Origin of the sequence: Nocardia camponoti, from assembly GCF_014646135.1 — a bacterium.
Classification (GTDB): Bacteria; Actinomycetota; Actinomycetes; order Mycobacteriales; family Mycobacteriaceae; genus Nocardia; species Nocardia camponoti.
This window is the reverse complement of record NZ_BMMW01000003.1, coordinates 252,465-274,482: the sequence shown is the minus strand read 5'-3', so window position 1 is coordinate 274,482 and position 22,018 is coordinate 252,465. Positions and strand designations below refer to the sequence as shown.

General features: G+C 67.6%; 10 protein-coding genes. All 10 read left to right on the top strand.

Features of this window, described 5'->3' with window-relative positions; genetic code table 11:
• Positions 1-4 precede the first annotated feature (4 nt).
• The 10 genes from IEX78_RS16095 (at position 5) to IEX78_RS16050 (ending at position 22,017) form a co-directional block, all read left to right on the top strand.
• The gene (locus IEX78_RS16095) at positions 5-14,695 is read left to right on the top strand and encodes a WXG100-like domain-containing protein (RefSeq protein WP_188829825.1); all 14,691 of its coding nucleotides are present in this window, start codon (positions 5-7) and stop codon (positions 14,693-14,695) included.
• Positions 14,696-14,722: 27 nt separating this feature from the next.
• A complete protein-coding gene (locus IEX78_RS16090) occupies positions 14,723-15,892 on the top strand; it encodes a hypothetical protein (protein WP_188829824.1) in 1,170 nt (389 codons plus the stop codon).
• Positions 15,885-16,592 (top strand): toxin-antitoxin system YwqK family antitoxin, encoded by a 708-nt coding sequence (locus IEX78_RS16085; RefSeq protein ID WP_188829823.1) that lies wholly within the window; start codon positions 15,885-15,887, stop codon positions 16,590-16,592. Before IEX78_RS16090 ends, IEX78_RS16085 begins: the two co-directional genes overlap by 8 nt.
• A 1-nt stretch (position 16,593) precedes the next feature.
• On the top strand, positions 16,594-16,974 hold the full coding sequence (locus tag IEX78_RS16080; RefSeq protein WP_188829822.1) for a hypothetical protein: 381 nt from the start codon (positions 16,594-16,596) through the stop codon (positions 16,972-16,974).
• Positions 16,975-17,066: 92 nt separating this feature from the next.
• On the top strand, positions 17,067-18,845 hold the full coding sequence (locus tag IEX78_RS16075; protein WP_188829821.1) for a hypothetical protein: 1,779 nt from the start codon (positions 17,067-17,069) through the stop codon (positions 18,843-18,845).
• Positions 18,842-19,627 carry an ESX secretion-associated protein EspG gene (locus IEX78_RS16070; protein WP_188829820.1) on the top strand — a complete coding sequence of 262 codons (786 nt, stop codon included), beginning with the start codon at positions 18,842-18,844 and terminating at the stop codon, positions 19,625-19,627. The genes IEX78_RS16075 and IEX78_RS16070 overlap by 4 nt, the downstream gene beginning before the upstream one ends.
• Positions 19,628-19,642: 15 nt before the next feature.
• On the top strand, positions 19,643-19,975 hold the full coding sequence (locus tag IEX78_RS16065; RefSeq protein WP_188829819.1) for a hypothetical protein: 333 nt from the start codon (positions 19,643-19,645) through the stop codon (positions 19,973-19,975).
• A 31-nt stretch (positions 19,976-20,006) separates the two neighbouring features.
• Positions 20,007-20,300, top strand: coding sequence for a YbaB/EbfC family nucleoid-associated protein (locus tag IEX78_RS16060; protein WP_188829818.1), 294 nt, complete (start codon positions 20,007-20,009; stop codon positions 20,298-20,300).
• Between the two features lie 104 nt (positions 20,301-20,404).
• Complete coding sequence (locus IEX78_RS16055; RefSeq protein WP_188829817.1) at positions 20,405-20,713, top strand: type VII secretion target; 309 nt, start codon at positions 20,405-20,407, stop codon at positions 20,711-20,713.
• 2 nt (positions 20,714-20,715) lie between these two features.
• Complete coding sequence (locus IEX78_RS16050; protein WP_188829816.1) at positions 20,716-22,017, top strand: hypothetical protein; 1,302 nt, start codon at positions 20,716-20,718, stop codon at positions 22,015-22,017.
• Position 22,018: the final 1 nt, after the last annotated feature.

Genomic DNA, 22,018 nt, shown 5'->3' with positions numbered 1-22,018 from the left:
TCGCATGTCGCTCGAACTCCCCGGTGAGCTGGAATGGCTCAAGTATCTCGTCGGCATGGAATGGCCACATGGCGATGAGGACCGGATGTGGGAGCTCGCCGATGACTGGCACACCGCCGCCGACGGACTGCGCGAGATCTTCGACGATATCGACGCTGCGAAAGCCGCTGCGCTCAAGGCATATCCGGACGGCGACGGTGTCGACGACCTGACCAAGGCCTTCGACAGCATGCGCACCGGCGATCAGTCGATCGAGAAATTGGCCGAGTTCTTCGACCAAGTCGGTGAAACGGTGAACTCGACCGCCACCGAAATCGAATACACCAAGCTGATGTTCTACTCGTCGCTCGCACTGCTGCTGGCCGAGATCGTGGCGGCGTGGGTTTTCCCGCCGACCGCGCCCGCCGTCGAGGCGGCGGCGATCGCGATAACCCGCGTCGCGGTGCGGTTGATTGGTGAGCGGGCTGTCGCGTGGATCATTCGCAATGTCGCGAGATTCGCCGCGACCAAAGTGGTTTCGTTCATGGCGCGGCACGTGCTGATCGACACGGTGATCGGCACCATGCAGGAGTTCGCGATCCAGCAGTACCAGGTGGGTGCCGGGCACCGAAAGGAGATCGACTGGAAGCAGGTTGGCAACACCGCCTTCACGTCGGCGGCTGGCGGTGCGGCAGCGGGGCCGTTCGGCGGCTGGTTGGGCAACCGCATCGGCGGCGAGATGAAGCCGTTCCTCAAGGGCGCGATCACCGGTGCCGGCGCTGGGGTGGTCGGGACCGTCGGTGGGATGGCAGGGCAGTTTGCGTGGGATGTCGCCGACGGTGGCCTTGACCAGGCATGGGACAACCTCAAGTCGGCGGCGAGTGACCCGTTGCAGTGGTCGGCTGGCGTGACCAACGGGGCGATGTCGGGTGGTAGTGAGGCGCTCGCGCATTCGGCGTGGAACTCGATGAATCCGCGACTATTCAACCGGCCATCGTTCGACACCAGAATTGCCGGATTGTTCGGCGACGGTGTGGATTTGGGTGGGTACGGGCAGCATCCGGCAAGTGGGGACGGGAGTGGTCAGCGGGGCGTCGGGGACGGCTCCGCTGAGGGTGCGCGCGGGACCGGTGCGGGCCCCGAGCAGTCGATGCGGCCTGCTGGCAGCGTTGATGGGTCGGGCGATGGCGCCGGGCAGGGTGGTGCGGAACCCGCCGTTGCGGACGGCGAAAAGAGCGGTGACGCAACGCAATCCGGTGATGCTCATGCCGGTGGTGGCGGACGGCTCGGGTCCGACGGCGCGCAGGGTGAGGGCGCGCAGAGTGACGGCGCGCGTGTCGACGGTGGGCGCGGAGATGGCGCGCAACCGGGGGAGCCGTCGGCATCGGAACCTGGCGCGCAACAGCATGATTCGAGTTCCGCAGGTCGTGCTGATGTCGCTGATGGGGCGACGAGCACCACCAACGCGGCGGATAACGGTGGCCGAATGGAGGCGTCGTCGGACGGACGGTCCGCGCAGGGTGTCGGCGATGGGCAGCCGGGCACACACGCCGCGTCCCAAGGCGAGGCGGCGCAGCCGACCGGCGGTCAGGCCGGTGCGACGGCGGCAGGCAGTCCAAGTACGACGAACGCAACGGGCTTGCAGCCCGCGGTCAACGCGGCTGGCGGTCAGAACTCGGCCAGCCCGAGCGGCGGACCGTCCAGTGCGACCGCGACTGGCGGCCACAATGCGACCAATGCGACGGGTGGGCCGTCGAGCGCGACCCCGACTGGCGCGCACAACGCGGTTAACGCGACCGCCGGTCAGGCTGCGGCCAACGCGGCGGGTGCCCAGAGCGCGACCAACCCGACCAGTGGGCCGCCGAGCGCGACCGCGACCGGCGCTCACAACGCGGTTAATGCGACCGCCGGTCAGGCTGCGGCCAACGCGGCTGGCGGCCAGAACTCGGCCAGCCCGACCGGTGGACCGTCCAGTGGGACCGCGACTGGCGCTCACAGCGCGGTTAATGCGACCGTCGGTCAGGCTGCGGTCAACGCGGCTGGCGGTCAGAACTCGGCCAGCCCGACCGGCGGACCCTCCAGTGGGACCGCGACTGGCGCTCACAACGCGACGAACGCGACCGTGGCGCAGCCTGCCCAGAGTGCGGGCTCGGCGCAGGCCGACGCTCGACCTCAACCTGGTACGCACGAAAATCGCGCGCAGACAACAACTTTGCCGCGCGCGAGCAGTCTCGACGGTTCTGCACACGAATCCCGGGCTGTCGCGAACGACGGGTCCGCCGCCCGGCCTGCCACGGTTTCGCGGGCGGGAATCGCGGATGTACCGTCCGCCAGTCAAGCAGGTGCCGTCCATGCGGCACCCGTCGCTGGGAGCAATCCGAGCACCAATCATGCCCTGCACCAAGGGGATTCGACTCGGGGTGGCGATTCCGCTTCACCACGCGAAACGCACCCCGATCAGCCACAAGCGGACCCGCATCATCGCGCCGATGCCGGTGACGGGCTGCTCACTCCGGTAGCGGTCCCCATCGCCGACGCCCCCGCCGCGCGGGCTGGCGAAGCACCGCAACACTCGCGCGCTAGCGAGCGGGCACAACAGCGCACCAGCGAACGGGTCCAGCAGTCGCATCCCGGTGACTCGCCCCAACAGTCGCGCACCAACGACCCAGCTCTGCGGCCGAGCGACGGCGAGCGGTCCCAACAGCCCCACGCCAGCGACCCATCCCAAATGCGCCACGCCAGCGACTCGTCCCAACAGCCCCACGCCAGCGACTCGTCCCAGTCGCGCGACAGCAGCTCGGACCACCCGTCGCGCACGGGCGACTCCGACGACCTACGCAACGCGCGGACGACCCACGACACCCACGAACCGTGGACCGACCGCGACGGCAACCCACCCGTCTTCGACGACTTTCTCGCGAACGGCGAAGGGGTCGTTCATCGGCCGGATAGCACGTCGATCGGCGATGATCCCGCCACCCACAGCGTGCGCGAGAATCTGCTCAACGAGGGCCAGCACGACGTCATCCTGCATGGCACCGCCGACGGCGCGCCGATCCCCGGCGACCGGGTGCCGACCCACCCAGAGCAGATCGTGCAGGCGATCCTCAACAACCCGCATTACGAGCCCGGCACACCGATCCGGCTTGTCGCCTGTCATTCGGGCAACGCCAACGGGTGGGCCCAATATGTTGCTGACCGGCTCGGCGTCACCGTTCGCGCGCCCGACGGCGTTGTTGGCGCGATGCCGTTTCCTGGCTCGCCCGCGATCTTCCGTGATCCGGGCACGGGCTGGCAGGACTTCCGACCGGCAGCTGATCAGCGGGTCAATCCTGGCGACCCGCGTGAGCGGATCCCGGCGCTCAATCCCGACGCGCCGGAGCCGCGGTGGGAGCGTGGCCTTGAGCCTGCGCTCGTGAGCGCGGGGCCAAACCCGGCGAACTCGATCTGGATGAGTGGCGGTGATGACCCGCCGCTCGTCGATGGTCAGCCGCCGAGCAACTTCCTGCACCCGATCACCGGGCCCGACGGTGTGCCGCTGCACGGAACCGACACGGTGCCCGACCTACCGAGGCTCGGCGATTCGCTTGTCCAGCGCCTCGGTCAGCTCTCGCTCGACGACCCGCAGGTCACAACGGCTGGCAGTCCGCCGGAAATCACCCATGTCGCTGGGGTACCGATCGGCGAGTACAGCGATTTGCTCGCCAACGAGCGCGCACGGGCGTTCGCTGATCAGGCGGCGCGATTCGATCAGCATGACGCGGCCGTCAGAGCAGCGAAGGAGGAGGTGAACAAGGCCAATCCTGCGGCGAAGAGGGCGACAACGCATGAACGCGACGCGCTAGGCAAGCTTCGCGCGGCGGAGCAGAAACTCGCTGAGGCGCGGAGTGCGGACCAGCCGACGGCGAAAGCGGAACAGGAGGCCCGCGCGGCTAAAGAGACCTACGACCGGCGCGTTGCAGAGGCGCAGGCGGCTAACGATCGCGTCGACGCCGCACGAAAGTCCTTGGCAGACAGCAGGAAAGCGCTCGCGGACGCGCTCGCCGACGGGTCAGCCTTCGCCGCGCACGACCGAGGCCCGGTCACGTCGATCACCATTGACCGGCTGACCGGTCGGGTCTATGAGGGTGCGAACGGCCTCCGCACGCCCATCAGCGTGGACGAAATCCACCCAACGCTCGTTGACAATATTCGTCGGACCGGGGCTGATCCGGACGCGGTGTATGACGCCGCGCCTAAGGAATCGGCCGATCCGACCGGCGGGCACGATCGAGTCGCCTACCCGCACTACGGAAATCCGCTTGAGCACGCGGAGGTGCGCGGCACCAACATGGCGCTGCAAGACCGGGCAGCCGACAACGAGCGGATGCGCGCCGAGCGCCCCGACGCGTCGCCCGATCAGCTGCTGCCGACCGATTACGAGGGCCTGCGCTCGATCCTCAACACCCCCTACAACCCCGAGGGCAACCAGGGCATTCACAGTCCGCAACCGTCGCCGTGTTGCGCGAACTGCTCGCGAACCGTCGCGGGCACCGAGAGTTCGGCAGGACACTTCCGCGATCATGTCGAGGGGCGCGGCCCGCGTGACGGGGTCGGTGTGGGTAACACCGATCGGGCATTGGTCTCGCCGTTCGCCGAAGACTCGAACATGGCCCATCTGGTGCCGACGGTCGATGGCGGCGGCACAGTGGGTGACCGCTCGCCCCGGGTGCTGGGTGACCTGACCAGCGGATCGATAACGCGCACGGACGGCGTGATTACCGCGATCGACGGCACCGCGCCGGACGCCTTCGCCCGCGACCTCGCCGCCGACCGCGCTGGCGACTACGACCGCCCTGGGGCGACCCACGCGGAAACGCTGGCGGCCGACGTCGCGGCGCGTGAACGCGAACTCGGTGCCGCTCGCGCGAAATACGATGCGGCGGTTGACAATCCGAACGGGCTGCCGGACGCGGACGCGCTCGCGGCGGCACGCGAGCGGGTTGAGGCTGATATCGCCGACGCCGAGCGCCGCGAACAAGACGCCAAGACAAAACTTGCTGCGGTGCGGGCGTCGGGCGACCAGGCTCTCATTCGTGAGGCCCTCACCGAGCAGCGTGGCGCGCAAACCGATGGGAAGGCGGCGAGGCAGGCCGCTGCCGCGATCGACGCCGCCGCGAGTGGCCTGGAGAACGCGACGACCCGCGCCGACGAGGCGAGGACGGCGCTCGCCGAACACACCGCCGCGACGGCTCGTTATCGTGCGGAGGTCGCCGTTGTTGTCGACCTTGTCTCTGGCCGGGTGTACGAGGGGGTCGTTGGCGAACGCGGCCCTGACGACGTGCTCAGTGAGCTGCGCGAACGTGCGGTTAGCGACCGTACTCCGGAGCAGACGGCGCTCGACCCGACCGGCACCGCGCTCGCTGACGCGACGAGTCGTGCTGGAGAACGGGTCGTCAACGCGGACCCGTCTCCGTTGAACGATGGTGCGAGCCAAAGTGATTCGTCGCGACAGCAGGGCGTCGCGTCCGACACCGCCGATTCCGCGATAAATGACGGTGCGCGCGAAGGAGATTCGTCGCGACACCGGGACGAACCGTCCAGGCCATCGGCCCGATCGGCTGACGATGGTGCGAGCGAGCGGGATTCATCGTCGCGACAGCGGGATACCGAACGCGCCCCCGCCGACGAGCGCGACCGGCAGGGCGATGGGCCGCGGTGGATGGACGGCGACAACCAGAACACCGGCAACCAGAACACCGGCAACGAGCACAACAGCAACGAGCACAACGGCAATGAGAACGCTGGCAACGAACGCGGTGGCAACGAACGCGGTGGCGGCGGCTCCGACCTTCGACCCGCCTTCGCGGAAGGGCACATCCGCGAGCTCCAAGTTCGGATGCAAACCGGCGAACACGTTGTGGTGCGTGCCCGCTTCGAAGATGGTCGCTGGGTCGTCGAAAACGTGCAATCACTTGCTCCCCAAAGCAATTCGTCCCCTGTCGCGCGCCCAACGACTGACCTACCGCGCGGCAAGCTCCGCGCGCTCGTCGACATGCTCAATGCCGGCTACCGCGGGCTCAACCTGAAATACCCGTCCGGTTCCGGCATCGACGGACGGGGCCAGACCGAGATCCGCGACGGCGTGCAAGCCATCGCCCACCTCTCGGATCCGCCGCCCACGCACGCCCCGATGCCGCCGCATCATCCAGGGCCACCGGGCGACGTAGTGCAGGCCCCGCCGCCACCCGGCGAAGGTCCCGTCCTCAACGTGGCGCGCATCGGCAAAGAAGGCTTCACCGTCTGGCAGAACCGCGAACTCCTGCCGCTTATCGGTGAGCGGCTCGGTCGGATGCGTGACGTCGCTGGCGAGTATGTGCCCGTGCTTAACCCCGACGGCACCGAGTACCGGCCGTGGATCACCGACGCCGATCCGCGACTGGTCCGCGACACTGTCATCGACGAGTTGCTCGCCGAACGCACCACGCCCGCCGAAGCGCTCGCCGTGCTGCGGGAACTGTTCGCGACCGCCGATCCCGAGCTGCGGCAAGAGTTGATCAATGACATGGGCGCGAACAGCCTGATCAGCCCCGAAGCCGAGATCGCGCTTGAGCAACTGCCACCGTACGAGCCGAGCGACGACCCAACGCCGACCCCGCCTGCCGACGAGTCGCTCGGCGAGATGGCGCGGCGGCTCGGCTACGAGATCGACGAGGACAGTCCGGCCGGGTTGCGTCGGGCGATCGCCGAACAGATGCATCGCGTGCTGCGCGAGGCCGCGTCGATCGAAGGGCTGGCCGATGCCGCCCGTCGCGTGCGGGAGGAACAGGAGCGCCCCTACAGCTGGCCGGGTGCCGACCCGCGTGCCGCCGACGCACCCGCAGCACGTCCGGTTCCATTCGGGGACGAGGTCAACTTCTTCGACAAGAACCCGATGGGTCGTTTCCTGCGGGAACTGGTTGTCGCGTTCGACGGCGACCCAGTACGGCTCGATATCGACCGGGTCGCCAACGGCGCTGACCCCCTGCCGGACTGGGGCAATATCGCCAACGATGCCGAACTCGGACGCGACCAGGCCGGGCGCGACTTCTTCGAGCACGCTCTTCGCCGCGACCAGTTGCGTGACGAATTGTCCGGTCGCGCAGCCATGTTCGGGGTCGACCTCACCGATCTCACCGGGGAAAATTTGACCCGCGTCATTGGCGTGTTGCGCGACGCCGCCGCCCAACACGCACGCGACCTTGCCGCTTTCATAGCGTTGGCCGACCAGTACCTGGCGGGTCATCCGAGCGAACGCGCCAGCGAGGCCTATCACGATCAGGTCGCGCGGTTCCCCGGCACGGACGGTAGCCCTGACCGGCTGATTGTTGTTGACGGCGAGCTTGACCGGGGGCAGGCGCTCGCGCGTGTTCTCGCCGACAACCCCGATCTCGCGCGCGCGTTGCGCGATGGCGACCTGACGCTCACCTACGCCGAGCAGCGGGTCGACGCGGACGGCAACGTGGTCATCGACCCGTTGCCAACACCACCGATTACCCATGTCGACTCGGCGATCGCCGGGCACGAGTTCACGGCGACATTCGTCCGTGGGGATGACGGGGCGTGGCACGCGGTTTCGCCGGACGCACCGCTTACTCGGGCGCAGCTTCGCGACGAAATAGTATCTGCCGCAAGTCAATTGGGGCTGGGCGGCGAACAGTTGCACCCCGCGCGGGTGCACCAGGTGCTCGATAGGCTCGCCATTGACAACGCGCTGCGGGCAGGTCAGCTGGAAATGCTCGCCGACTATGCGCGGCAAATGGCCGAGATCGAAACGTTCAACAGCGTCGGCGACGCGCGGTCGCAACTGGCGCACCGGCTCGGCATCAGCCAGGCTGACTTCACGCCTCAGCGGGTGTCGGAGGGTTTGGTCAACCGTCGCCAGCGTAGAGCGACGCGTGAGCAGCAGTTCGAGGATCTACTCGACGGGCCGCGTCACGAACCGCGCGGCAACCAGGGCTACTCGCGACAGTTGCGTGAGATCGACGAGGCGGCGGTCAACGCGGCGCAGGCGCGACTACTTGCTGCGCTCGGCGTCACCGATCCGCGCTCGTTCGCGCCGAAGGAGTACCGCAAGGGTGCCGTGAATTACGGGCCAGCTGACCAGGGCATCGACGCGCGCAAACTGCGCAAATTGGTGATGCGGATGCAGCGTCGCGGTGGCACCGACGTGGTGCGCGCGGCACTCACCGAATATGTCACCGCGTTGCAGCGCATTGACCGCTATTCGGAGGTGCCGGGCGGCGACCACCGCGCCGACCCGCGCGGTGTTGGCCAGCCCGATGTGTCCGACCTCGACGGTATGCGCAGCCTGCGCGAGGCGGTGCGCGCGGCGCTGCCGGGCAGACCGCTTGACTACCCGCGGCGCATCGCCGACCACGTCGACGGGCTCGCTGGCCCCGAAGGTGACCTGCACCGGCCACAACCCAACCGCGACTGGTCACGGTTGATCGGGGTTAACGCGCCCGATTCCGGGCAGCTCAACGCCGCGATCGACAACTACCACGCCGCGCTGGCCGCATCGCGGGGCATCGATGTGCCGGAATTCCGGGGAATGTCGCAGGAGGCGATCGCGGGCGAACTCGACCGCGCGCGCGGCGAAGCGAGCAAACTGGCCGCCGATTTCGTCAAGGTGTACGAGGCTTACCGCGACGGCAAGATCGAGAAGCACGAGGGCCTTGACCGCGCGAAACTCACTGCCGAAGTTGACCGACTTCGCGAGGAAATCCGCACGCGCGCGGAGCAAGTCACCCACCTGCGCTCGCTCGTTGAGAGGTACTACGCCCCGGAAGTGAATGCGACGCACCCGGGCACCGCGCTGGCGGGTGAGCGGACGCCGACAGGGCCGGACGGACCTGCTCAGCCGCCGTCAGCGACGCAGTCGGGCGAGGTCGGGCGGCCGGATGAGGTCGGGCGGCCGGATGAGGTCGGGGCACCGGATGAGGTCGGGGCACCGGATGAGGTCGGGGCACCGGACGAGGTCGGGGCACCGGACGAGGTCGGGCAGTCGGGCGAGGTCGGGCAGTCGGGCGAGGTCGGGCAGCCGGGCGAGGTCGGGCAGCCGGGCGAGGTCGGGCAGCCGGGCGAGGTCGGGCAGCCGGGCGAGGTCGCAGATGATGGACCCAGCCGACAGAGTGGGCCTGCGCGGCCCGAGTCCAACGAGGACGGGACATCCGCCGAAGGGGAACTCGGTGGGCGACCGGACGCCATGCGACGGGCTACAGGCGATGAATCACGCTCGGATTCAGCACGTTTCGATGAGGTCATGTCGAAGCTCGACGAAGTCGCCAGTGCGCTCGATCAACCGTTGCCGACACTCGATGAACTGGTCGGCCCCGCCACACCAGTCGATCCGCTCGCGATGATCGACGATGCGGTGCGCCGACAGGAGATGGCGGCTGATCACGCTGCGGCGCAACGGAATAGGGATGCGGATGCCGCGCTAGAAAATGTCATCGACCACCTCGCCGACGTCGACTCCGACATTGCCGCGCATCAGTCGTATTTAGCCGCGCGGGCGGAGCTGGACGCGGCCCGCGCCGACATCGCCGACCGCTTCGCCGAACTCGGCCCCTCGGAATCACCTTCTGCCTCAACCGAACTCACGCGTGACGAACCGGGGCCAGAGGACGGGGATTCCGACGACGACGATCCGCCTCCAGCCGCACCGCTCGCTCAGCCCGGCGGCCCGCCGTCGCGACCGCCAGGCAACCCCCCGGTCACCTTCGCGCCTGATCCCGACGAACCGACGAGGGGGCGCCGGTCGAACTGGTTCGCCGAGTTGTTCCCGCAACGCGCGCCAGCCGAACTGGCCGTTCGCGATACAGCCGATGTCGTGGCGCAGGACGGCGACAATGCCAACGCTCCGAACGGCGACCGTGACGCAGCCAGCCGCCACGCCGCCGCCCACGATGCCGACGCTGCCACCCGCAACCGCGACGCAGCTAACCGCGACGCCGACGCCGCACACCGCGACGGCGACGCCGCACACCGCGACGGCGACGCCGCACACCGCGATGCCGACGCCGCACACCGCGATGCCGACGCTGCACACCGCGACGCCGACGCCGCACACCGCGACGCCGACGCCGCACACCGCGACGCCGACGCTGCACACCGCAACGACGCCGACGCTTCGGCTCACAGTCGCGACAACGATCACGCGATGCCCGGCAGCGGCACCGACCAGGCCATGCCCGGCGGCGGCACCGAGCGGTCGATGCCCGGCGGCAACACCGACCAAGCCGATGCCCGCGACGGCGTCGACCCCACCCCTAACCCGCTCGACGACATGGCCGACTTCCTCCGTGAGCTGGCCGAACTCCCGCCTTCGGCGCACGCTGACGTCGCGCCGCTCACCGACGCGCAACGCGATTACGTGCGGCGCATCGCCAACGACCTGGGTTTTGGTGAGCTGCTTACCAACCTGCCCGATCCGCTTGGTGCGCTGGGTGAGATCGCGGACATGGCACGGGCCCGCGACTTCATCGACAGTGCGCTCGACCCCGACGCCGAACCCACGCCAATGCGCTACCCCGACGACTTCGAAACGCTCGACCTCGATGAGTTGGAGGCGTGGGAGGCCGACGGTGACCCCGCGATCGCCGCCGAGATGCGAGAAACGTTGCGCCAGGCCGGAATAGACAATCCCGCCCCTGATCAACCAGTGCCCGCCGACCCTGCCGAACGTCCAGTCAAGCCGACTCGCATCCTTGACCCGACGGAGGCGGTGATGGGCACTCCACGCGTTGAACAGGCAAGCGAAGCCGCACGTCGTCTCGCCGCCCAGCTCAACGTCGATCCCGCCGATCAGTCGGCGATGGATCTGCGCCGCTATCGAAACGCCATGCGCGCGGGCGCGATTGAAGCTTTCGCCGACACCGTGCGCCGCTTCACTGAGTCGAGCGATCCGGTCCAGCGCGCCCACTTGCGCGCCGCCGCCAGCCGCTGGGCCGCCCGACTTAACCTCAGCCCAGACCCGGCCCTGACCCGCGCGCCCGATGACATCAACCGACTCCGCGCTGGGATCGCCCGCGAGGCCGCCGACCTCGCACACCTGCACCATCTCACCGCCAACGACCTCACCGAGCGCCATTTCGCCATTGAGGTGGAAGGCGAACGCATGCTGGTGCGACTGGTCCCGGACGGCGATGGTGCGTGGCGGGCCGAGCAGATCGACCGGCCGGCGCCACCGCCACGCCCCGTTCCCGATGCCGTGCCCGAGGCTGAGAAGCCAAAGGGCTGGTTCCGTCGGATGTTGGGCAAACTGAGTTACGGCTACCTTGGCGACACCCCGAAGCACGCGTCCGGGTCGAGCCTCGACAGCGCTTTTCTCTCGATGATGGCCAACATGGCCGGACTACCGTTGACCTCGATGAAAGACCCAACCCCGGGCGGTCCGGTGGGCGACGAATACGAGGCGCTCAGCGTGAAATTCAACCCATTCCGGTGGGTGGTCGAGGGACAAAAGTTCTGGGCGAACCGTGAGCTCATCCCGCTGTTGCGGCATCTGTCGACGCGCATCGCCGATCAGGCGGGCGAGTTCCTACCGATGCGCAACCCGGACGGGTCTGAGTACCGGCCGTGGATCACCGACGCCGATCCCGCCTTGCGCGCCGAGGTCGAGGCCGATCTGCGCGCGCTTGGCTTGGATCACCTCATCGACGCCGACAACATCGCCGACCACGCGCCTGAATCTAAAGGCGGCCCACAAACCGAGGTCGAGCCAGTCGAACCTCTGCCCCCGTGGCTGCGGGAGGTGGTCGACGCGGTGCGGCAGCGTCTTGTTGACGCGACCGCGCTTGAGTTGCTTGCTCGTGAATTAGGTGTCCAGATCGCCGATTTCACGGGGGCAGGATTGCGTAGCGCCGTCGATGAGGGGGAGTACCGGTTGCTCCGCCGCGATGGCGTGCTCGCGGCGCTTGACGAGGCGGCCCGCGGATTCAACGACGAGAATGCGCGAATTCCGTTCCGCCCCAACAGCTTCTTCTCCAAAGATCCGCTTGGTGCGTTCCTGAAGGAAGTCGTCGATGCCAATGGCGGCGACCTTTCGTTCCTGAACTTGCAGGGCGTGAACAACGGCGGCGAGTGGACGAGCGCGTGGGACCTCCTCGACGACGTCGACCAGCCAGGTCGCGAGCAGGGACTGCGCGTGTACTTCGAAAACGCGCTTCGCCGTTCCGGATTACGCGATGAGCGGTCGGTGTGGGCACAGCTGACTGCGGCTGACCTTTCCGCGTTGGTCGCCGACGTCGACGCTGAACTGGGCACGCTGCGTGAGCAATTGACGAGATCACGGCAGCTCCTCAGTGAATTTGGCAGTCGCGCAACGGAGTTCAGCGAGTCCGATTTCGGTGAACGCGCCATTATTGACGCCGACAATGGCACCATCGCGATTGTCGACACCGGCGCGGGTCACGAGCAATCGCTCGCCCGCCTTCTGCGCGATGCCGACCAGGGGGTCGTCGATCGGGTCAACCAAGGCCAAATGCGCATCGACATCCGCGCGGTTGGCATCGACGAGACCGGCCGCGTGCAGGTGGTCGAGGTCGACCCGCCCGATGTTCGCCATGTGCGGACCGAGGTCGACGGGCGTGTTGTCGAGGTGACCATGCTGCGCGATCAGGGCGGTGAATGGCGCGTTGTCGATGTGCCACCCGCTTCGCCCGCACCCTCGGTGCCCGCTGTTGCGTCGGAAATCCCGACGAGCCCGTCGCGTCGGTCGGCTGACGTGCTCGCCGACGTGGTCGAGGTCAGCACGCGGCTCGGCATCGAGAACCCGGTTGGGCGGTCGGGCGCCGAAGTCGACGCGCTTCTCGCCGAACTCGAACGGGCGAACGGTATGCGGGCGAGGCAGGTCGAGGCGCTGATCGACTACGCGCTGACCGTCGACGCGATCGACAACTTCAACGAATTGCATGACGCCCGTGCCAGACTCGCGTTGCGCGCACGTGTCGATGCCGACGCGCTCACTCCCGCAGTCATCGCCGAAACCATCGCCGACCCAACGACGGGCACGGCGTTGCGTCGCCAACAGGTGAAGGACTTGCTCGCCTACGCGAAGCTGATCAGTGGGATCGACCCAACCGCAGTTGCCGCCGCGCGCGTGGCGCTCGCTCCGCATCTCGGGCTTGAGCGGACCGCGCTGCCGACCGACGCGGACGCGCTCCACGACGCGATTGTGAACCGAGTCAACGTGATTGCCGATCGCAACGACGTCGTTGGGCCACTCACCGACTTCGTCGCGAGGCTCGCGGACCTCGATCCGTTCACCGACGGCCTTGTCTTCGACCCCGCGACCGACCCGCGCGCCGTTGGCGACGACCCACCGGTCCACGACCGCGACGCCATCGACTTCTTGCGTGAGGTCGGCGCGGACACCGTCGGCGAACCGGGGCCGACCGCGATCGGCACAACCCCCGACGCGCTGCCCACTCCGAGTAGCGATTACGCGCGGCTGCTCGGCGTCGACCTCACCAACGCCGACCCGACCCGCTTCGCGCAGGCATACGAGATCTTCCGTGACGGCCGAATCGACCGCGAGGAACGCCTCACCCCAGCCCAACGCGCCGAGGTCCACGCCGAAATTCGCGACGAGATCCGTCAGCGTCGCGCCGACATCGCCGCTTTACGCACCCTGCTAATCGAGCCGCACGCCCCGACCACCCCTCTCACCCCGGCCGCCCCCGAACAACTCCCGCCCGCCGCGCCCGACCAACAACCACCCGCACCAGATGGCCCCGACACCCGTGGCCCGCACCCGACGCCGGATACTGACGAGCCGGGCGCACCTGGCCCAGATTGGATGGGTGCCGACGACACTCATCCCGCCGATCGCTCGCGCGAATCCGACAACCATGAACCCGACAACCGCGAACCCGACAACTCAGCGGCCGCCCAGCTACCGGGGCACCGTCTGCGTTCGCACCTGCATCCGCACCACGAGGAAGAGGAAGTCGAATTCCCCGACATCCCCTTCTTCGCACGTCCCGAACTACCGAACCCCGACCCGATCTCGCCCACTCAACCCGCGCGGCAGCCGGACCCGTCGCCGCATGCCGATATCGCCGACTACCAGCGCCGAATGAATGCGGCGACGGCCCAGCATCCTCATGCCCAAGTCGGCAACGGGAACCCGTCTGGATATTCGAACGGGGTCGCGCCTCACGGCGGCGCTCAGCCGGGCACCTTCCCGACGCACCCTGGCGGGACCAACGGCAGCCAGTACCTCCCACAACAAGACAGCTCGGCGATGGCACCAATGCCGAACGCGCACAACGGCATTAGGCCCGGTACCAACGGGCCCAACGCGAATCACCCTCCAGTCTTCGTCCGACCCCTCACCGGCTTCGGCCCACCCGGCCTGCTCGACCCCGCCACCGGCGTCCTGCATGCCGTGCAGCCCAACGATTCGGCGGCCAACGGTGTCTATGCCCAACTGGGTGACGCGCCGGTCGTGTTCTACCGTGGTCGGGACGGGTTGGCGTTGCGGGTCGGGCAGTTCGCGTTTCCGCTTGACGGGCCTATCGACGTGAGTTGGGAGCAGTCGCCGCAGCGAATGTCCAGGTTGCTCGTGATGTCGGCGGGGCAGGTGCTGTGCCAGGTGGTCTATCCGTCGCTACCGCCGGAACTCGACCTCGGACTGCTTGTTCGCGACGTCACCGCCGACCCGTCCCGTCGATCGGCCATCTTCCGTTGACCGAACCCGAAGTGAGCAGGAGGACCCATGCGAGATCCTGATGTGGGTTTCACCCTGACCGACGACGTGGTCGAGCGGTCGACGAAGCTGAGCCACCACCTGGCCCGTGAGGTCGCGCGGCTTGGGCCCGAAGGCTGGACGAAGGTAGAGGCCAGTTTCGCGATGACCGCGGCAGCGGAAAGCACGGTGATCGTGTTCGGTGACGCCGACGGGCGCTTCGCCCGGGTGTTCCCCACGCCGCAGATCCTCGGCATGCTGCGCGAACACCGTGACCTTTCCTCGGGTTTCGGCGATGGCCCGTGGTGGCGCTACCTGCTGACCATGACCAGCGACGGCAAACTCGATGTCGACTACGACTACGGCGACGAACCGTTCCCCGACGACCAACTTTTCCCGCCAGCGACGTACCGCACCGACATCGAGCTCTACCCGCGCGAGCACGTCCCGATGTGGTTGGCGGCTTATATCGGCAACGCGGGACATCAATTGCGCGACCCACGCACCGCCGCCGAGCAGGCACGCGCCGACGCGGCAGCCGGGGTCACCGCAACGACCTGCGAGCCCGGTGCCGAGTTCCCCGACCTGCCCGTCATCACCCGCCGATGGGCGGTTATCGCCGCCGCGTTCGTCGCGGTCGAATCGAGTTGGGGACCGAGAACCGCACCCGGCTGCCTCGTTTTCGAGGGTGCGTCCCGCAGCGGGTCGACGCTGTCGCTGTTGCCCGGCGACCGCGCTGTCCTTTCGGGCGGGGTGTGGAACGCGCCCGCGCTTGAGGCCGCCTACGCGGGCCCCGCGCCGCTGCCCGCGCTGTATCGGGGCGCACCCGCGTGGGTGTCGGAGGTGGTGCTAAACCGAAGGGCGACAAGCGGATTGCTGAGTTTCTGCTATTGGTGGGAAGCCGGTCGCTGGCATCGCGGCGATTCACCGAGCGCTGATCAACTCGCGGCGGCGGTCCCGGCGATGTGGACCACCGATACGGTCGTCGACGTGGTCGCTGGCGTGCTCGGCGACAGCGCCAGCGCGGCCCAACTCGCCGCGATCGGCCCGCTCGTCCGCGCGGCCGAGCAGGGCGGCGTCACCGCTGAACTGCTCGCCCGCGTTTTTCCCGGTGCCGGTTTCGACCGCGACGCCGCCTACTTCGAACTCACCGTCGCGGGTGCGACCGCCGATTTCCGAACGGAGCTAACGCATGACTGACCGCGCCGACGCCAACGATCCGAAGTTGACGATCGATGAGCACCAGCACGCGCGCTACGACGGCGAGCCGTTCACCGGCGTCGTCACCGAGTTCGACGACGCAGGCGTGATTGTCGCGATGCGCGGTTACCGGGAAGGTGCGCCATCGGGAGTGTGGCAGGGCTGGTATTCCGGTGGGGCGCTGAGGTTTTCGGGGTCTTACTTCGATGGTCGTCGCGTTGACGAATGGGAAGAGTGGTTTCCAGACGGACGCCCATCGCTGCTTGAGAAGTACACCGTCGAAGGCGAGCTCCTTGATCGCACCCGTTGGGACGCGACCGGCGCGGTTGTCGAGCGCGTCAACGATCGCACCGCGAAAGATATTGATCCCGACGCGCCGGATCTAGCGGAACTCGATTTCGACGAGCGGGCGCGAAAGTACCTGCGCGACGGCGTTGGGTTCGCGGGCGAAGCCATCTCGCGGGCATCGGACGTTGACGACGAGAGTCCGATCGTCCGTGTCGTCACCTACGTCGACGGGCACGCCAACGGACCGACGCGGACCTGGTATTCCGACGGTGTCCTGCGCAGCTCGGGCACCTACGCCAACGGGCATCCGGTCGGTACCTGGCCGCACTGGCACCCCGACGGCACCAAGCACTACACCGTCGAATACGCCGCCGACGGCACGGTGCTCAGCAAGACAGTGGAGGAACGCTGACATGGACCTGTTGCCCGTCGCGATGTTTCGTGAACTCTATCGAGGCGAACGGGATTATCTCCCTTCGATTTTCGATGCCGTGAGCGACAGTGTCGAACCGGACCGGGCCGAGATCATCGACTACATGCGCGCGTCGACGCGCGGTTTTGACGTGATGGAGTCGGTGCCCGACCTGTTCGCGCCCGACACCTTCATCCCGGGTGCCCCCTCCCTGCATACCGACGGCGACTGGATCTGGCGCACCGACTCGCTGCGGTACGTGATCAACCACAACATCACGCTCCCCATCGAATTCGTTGAACAGGTGCGGCTCGCCAATTACCGGCCTGCGCCCATCACCTACACCCCTGAATTGGGGGCCGCGATCCAGGCGTGGTGGTAACCAGTTCACTTGCGTACATACCGAATTCACCATCACGGCCGTAAAATCGTGCGCGAGCGCAACGAGTTTGGTCTGGGTTAGGAGACGCGGGGATGGCACCGGAACCAACGGCTAGCCAACAGTGGGCCGGGCTGCGCGCGTCCGCGGGTGAAGGGCAACTCGTGCTTGAGCCGGGCGCGTTGAAAGCGCTTGTCGGCGCGGCGAATACGGCACGCGAACACATCAATTCTGTTGGCGCGTCCATTGATTCGGTGTCCAACGTGCCCGCGTTCAGCATCCTTGGCTCCGGACGCGACCTGTCGACGCAGTTCACCAAGAAGGCAAGCCGACTCCACGAGCTACTCGCGAAACACGAGTCGATTCTCGACGATGTCGCCGAGACGTTTATGAGCGCGGCCAAGCATTACAAGGGTGCGGAAACCATCAGCTCCGACGATATTGGCAGGCTGCGCACTGACATCGAGCAGAGCAAGTCGACCGGCCCGCGGCTGGCCGCGCGCGGGCCGTTTTCCGCGCCGTCGCCGTCGCGCGCCGATGCGACGAAACTGCCAAAAGGTTTGGGCGACAAAGGTTGCGATGGGGCGTTCACCAAAGCCGAAGACCCGGGCGCTGGCACGTTCACCTATGAATACCTGGAGCAGATTCGCGACGGTATCCGCGACGGCGGTGCCCCGACCACCCTGGTCGCCATCGCCGCCCAGTGGAACGAGCTGGCTGGCTCGGTCGACAGCGGCTTCGACAAGCTCCACACCGCGGTCGACGATTCGCAGAAGAACTGGACCAGCCCGGACGGCGCGACCAAGGCGCGCAACGCGATGGGCAACTACCACACTGGAACTGACGCCCTGGTCGCTGACATGCGCTCGATCGCCGAGATTCTGTACTACGCGGCGGGCTGGTTGACCGCGACACAAGTGGGTCTTACCGCCGCGCTCGTGCTTCCCACCTATACGAACCACTTGATAGCGGAGGAATCGCGCCAGGCGGACAAGCAGGCGGCGGCCAAACGCGGGCGCGAAGTGTTGCGAGACATCTACGTGCCCGGGGTCAACCAGACCACCTCACATGTCGCGGCATTGCCCGCTCCCGACGCGCCGACCACCAGCGCGGGCGGCGAAACCGGCGGCGACCAGGGCGGCGGTACCGGCGGTACCGGCGGCAGCGGTGGCGGGACCGGCGGTTCGGGCGGTGGCGGGCTCACGGCGGCGCAGCGCCAAGCGCTCGCGGACGCGCGGCAAGCAAGCAGTCAGGTCGCCGAGCGCAATCAGCGGCAGCAGGAGGAACTGCGGCAACAGCAGGAGCGGGCGAAGCAGGCGGGCGCGGGCGGCTCGTCGGGATCGTCGGGGTCGTCGGCGCTGCAATCCGCGCTTCAGCAAGCGCAACAGGCGGCGCAAAGCGCAAGCGCGAACTCAGCGAACTCCGCGAACTCCGCGAACTCGGCCACCTCGGCGAAGTCGCCGTCGGATAGTGCCCTTTCCCAACTGGCATCCCTGACCGGCATGACGCCGGAACAGTTGAAAGAAGCCGCCGCCAAGAAAACCGGAGCGGCAGCCAAAGGGGGAGGCGGGGGTGGCGGCGCTGGCGCTGGTGCTGCCGTAAAGCCAGACGCAAACCTCAACGCGTCCAGGCTCTTTCCCCGCGCGGCGACAGCGGTGCCCGCCACGATCGACCCGTCCGCCGGTCGCGCTGGCCTCGCCGCCAACGCGGGAATGGGCGGCATGCCGATGGGTGGCGCGCCGATGGGCGGCGCTGGCGCGGGTGGCGCGCAGCAGAAGGAGCACAAGCGGGCCGACTACCTCGACTCGACGACGCACCTCGATGAAGCGCTCGGCGCGCCGCCGACGGTCGCGCGTCCGGTGGTCGAGCAATGACCGCGCCATCGCTGGCGTTCACCGGTGCCGAATTCGATGCGCTGTGGGCAGGTTTGGGCGAGGAGACGATGCCCGACCCGTTCATCTACAGCTGCCCGGAGCGCAGCGCGGACGAGGGCGCGCTCATCCGACGACAGGACTGGGCCGCTCTGCGCGCCCGACTGGGCGGTGAACTCGACGACCTGGTCGAAACGATCCGCACGCCCGATATTCGCATCGTCGTGACCGGGTTCGGCGTTGGCAAGCGGGCGGACGAGCCCGCCGACGCACTACGTTTGCTCGCCGTGCGTAAAGGCGACATCGGGTACCTCATTACGCAGCGGCCCGGCGAAACCCTTTATGACGCCTCGGGTTTCGCTGTCTCGATCCATGACGCGACGAGCCTCGGCCAGGTGGTCGCGTGCGCACTACCCGAGCGCGCAGGTGGCCGCGAGCGCGAGATCGAGCTCACCGAGCCGGCGTCGTCGGAGCTTGACTATGGCTATGGCCGTTCCCTCGTGCAGCACTATGACGACGAGGTCGCCACCAAGGCGTCAGCGTTTCTCGCCGCTCCCGCTGAGCATGCTGGCTCGATCGCGATCGAGCAGGGGTGGTCGCGGTTCGGTCCACGCGGCCTCGTGCGCCTTCGCGTGTACTGGCGTGACGTGGTCGACGACGGTCGTTACCTGGTGATGCCCGGACCGCCAATGGTCGCGGTCGGCGCGGACCGAGCGCGCGTAACAGACCTGGTCAACGGCCAGATCGCCGAAGTTGTCAGTGCCATCGTCGATGATCGGGCATGACGGAAGGGGAGTGGGATGACCGAGTTGCCAACCGAATTCAGCGCGCAGTCGCGCAGCGGGTCCATCGTGGTGCGCACCACCGAGCAGGGCGTGCCCGTCGGCATCAGTGTCGCGGCCGCTGAGCTCCGGCAGGACCCGGCCGCGTTGGCCGCCGAAGTGCTGCGACTGTGTCAACACTCCGCGCGTCGGGCCGGGCTCGCGCGACGAAACCAGTTGGCGGATGCGGGATTTGCGCCCGAAGTGCTGTCGCGGATCGGGCTGCCAACTGAGGCGGAGGTGGCGGCGACCGAGATCGTCGAGGAACAGGAATACGAAACCGAACCGCAGAGCTGGCTGCGGTCGGTCTGAGGTCGGTCTGAAAAGTTTGAGGGGCGTTGCGATGGTCGAGACGATGGACGAACTGATCGCCCAGGTACGCGGTCAGCTTTACCGACTACAGGATCTGCAAGAAGCAACGTCGGGTATCCGAGTGTCGGAGACGTCGCCGGACGGCTCGGTCACCGCCGTTGTCGATGGGGCTGGCGCGCTGGTCGACCTGGCGTTTTCCGATGCGATCAGGTCGATGAGCCCGGCCGAGTTCGAGCGCGTGCTCACCGCGACGGCCCAGGCCGCACTCGCGCGCGCCTACGCCGAACGGGGCGAGCTGATCACCGCGTTCAACTCAGGGGCGTGATCAATTCAGCCGAACTTTACGTTCGCTCGGCATAGCCAACCCCGCAATCGGGTAGATAAAGTAACGAAACACTAAGTGCTGTTTCAAGATTGGACGCCTCAGGGATGAATCACGTTGCGGTAGTTCCCGAAGCACTACGCGCCTACGCTGGCGCGTCGGCCACGATGGCGGCTGGCGTCGCGCAGGCGGGCGCGGTCGACCAGGCGGCAACAACAGCCGCTGTGGTGCCGGTGTTCGGCCTCATTGGCCAGGAGTTCTTGCTTTCGTTCGTCTACGCCCAAGCCAATCACCTCACCTCCGTCGCTCAGCTAGCCGCCGTGCACGCGGGTACGGCTGTCACGGCGGCGGAGGGAGCGGCCACCTACGAGGGCGCTGATGCCGCGGCCAAACTCGGCATTGGCTCGATCAAATAACCATGAGCGACAACGCCGCCGTCGACCCATCGGTGCTTGAGCTGTTGCGCGCGAGCTCGCTCGCACCAATGCTCGATCAACCGGTCGGGCAGGTGCTTGGTTCGCTCGGGCTCCCGCCACTTCCCGCCATGCCCGAATTCGTCGCACTGCCCGCGTTTCCCGAGCTGCCGCCGCTGCCAACGATCGACCTCACCGCGCTCATGCGGCCGCTCACCCAGTTGGCGTCGGCGTTCGGCACTGGACAGTTGAATGCTGTTGGGGGAGGGACGAATCCCGCCGAAGCGCTCACGAACGTGAGTTCGGTGCTGCAACAGGCAATGTCGCTTGGCTCGACCGCGCTTTCCACGGTCATGTCGCTGTGGCAGAGCATGGCGGCGACCCAGGCGTCACAGAAGGCAGCCGCCGCCCAAACCGATAGTGCTGAACTAGCTAAGCAGGGCGTCGAAGAGAAGGCGGTACTCGGCAACGCGGCATCGTCGGTCGCGATCGGGGCGGCCAAGCTGGCAGCCGTCGTCGCACGGTACTCGGCCACCCTGGCAATGGCACCGCTCTATCTGGCCAGCCCGATCGGGCAGGCCGCATTGATCGCGGCCACCGTCGAAGCTATTGGGGAAGCGCTCGCCATCACCGCGCAAACCAAAGCCGAGTTGATCGGCCATAGCGCGGAAATGACGCGGGCTGGGCAGAAGGTGGAAATCACCAACGCGCCATCGGGGGTCAACTCGATGAGTTCGGATTCGCTTACGCAGTTGATGAGCGTTATCAGTCCGCTTATCTCGACGGTCAGCACCGCGACACAGTCGTTGAGTTCGGTTGCGCAGCAGGTGAACTCGCTGTCCGGCACCACGACTGCGACGCCCAGTGCGACGACGGCGAAAGACACGACCGACCTCACCGGCGCTTCAGCAATCGCCGCCGCGCTGGGCGCGGGTGGTGGCAGCGCTGGCGGCGGAGGACGGGTCGGCGGCGTCGCCACCCCAGCAACCCCGCTGAGTCCGTGGCAAGGCAAAGGCGCGACCCCCGCTGGCGTGCCGAGCACCGCTGGACACGGAGCCGTCGCAGCGCCGAACGGCTCGGGTAACACCGCGACCACCGTCAGCGCGAATGGGTCGAGCCCTGGCTACCTGCCGATGGGCGCTGGCGCGGCAGGCGGACTTGCCCGTCCGACGGAAGGTGCTGAAGGCACGAGCGGCATCCAAAGTCACCTGGTCACCGGTCATCACGGCGACGAGGTGGTCGGCCAGCTCGACGAAGCGTCCGCACCCGTTGTCGGTGCGTCACCGGACAAAAGACTCACCCTGTGAG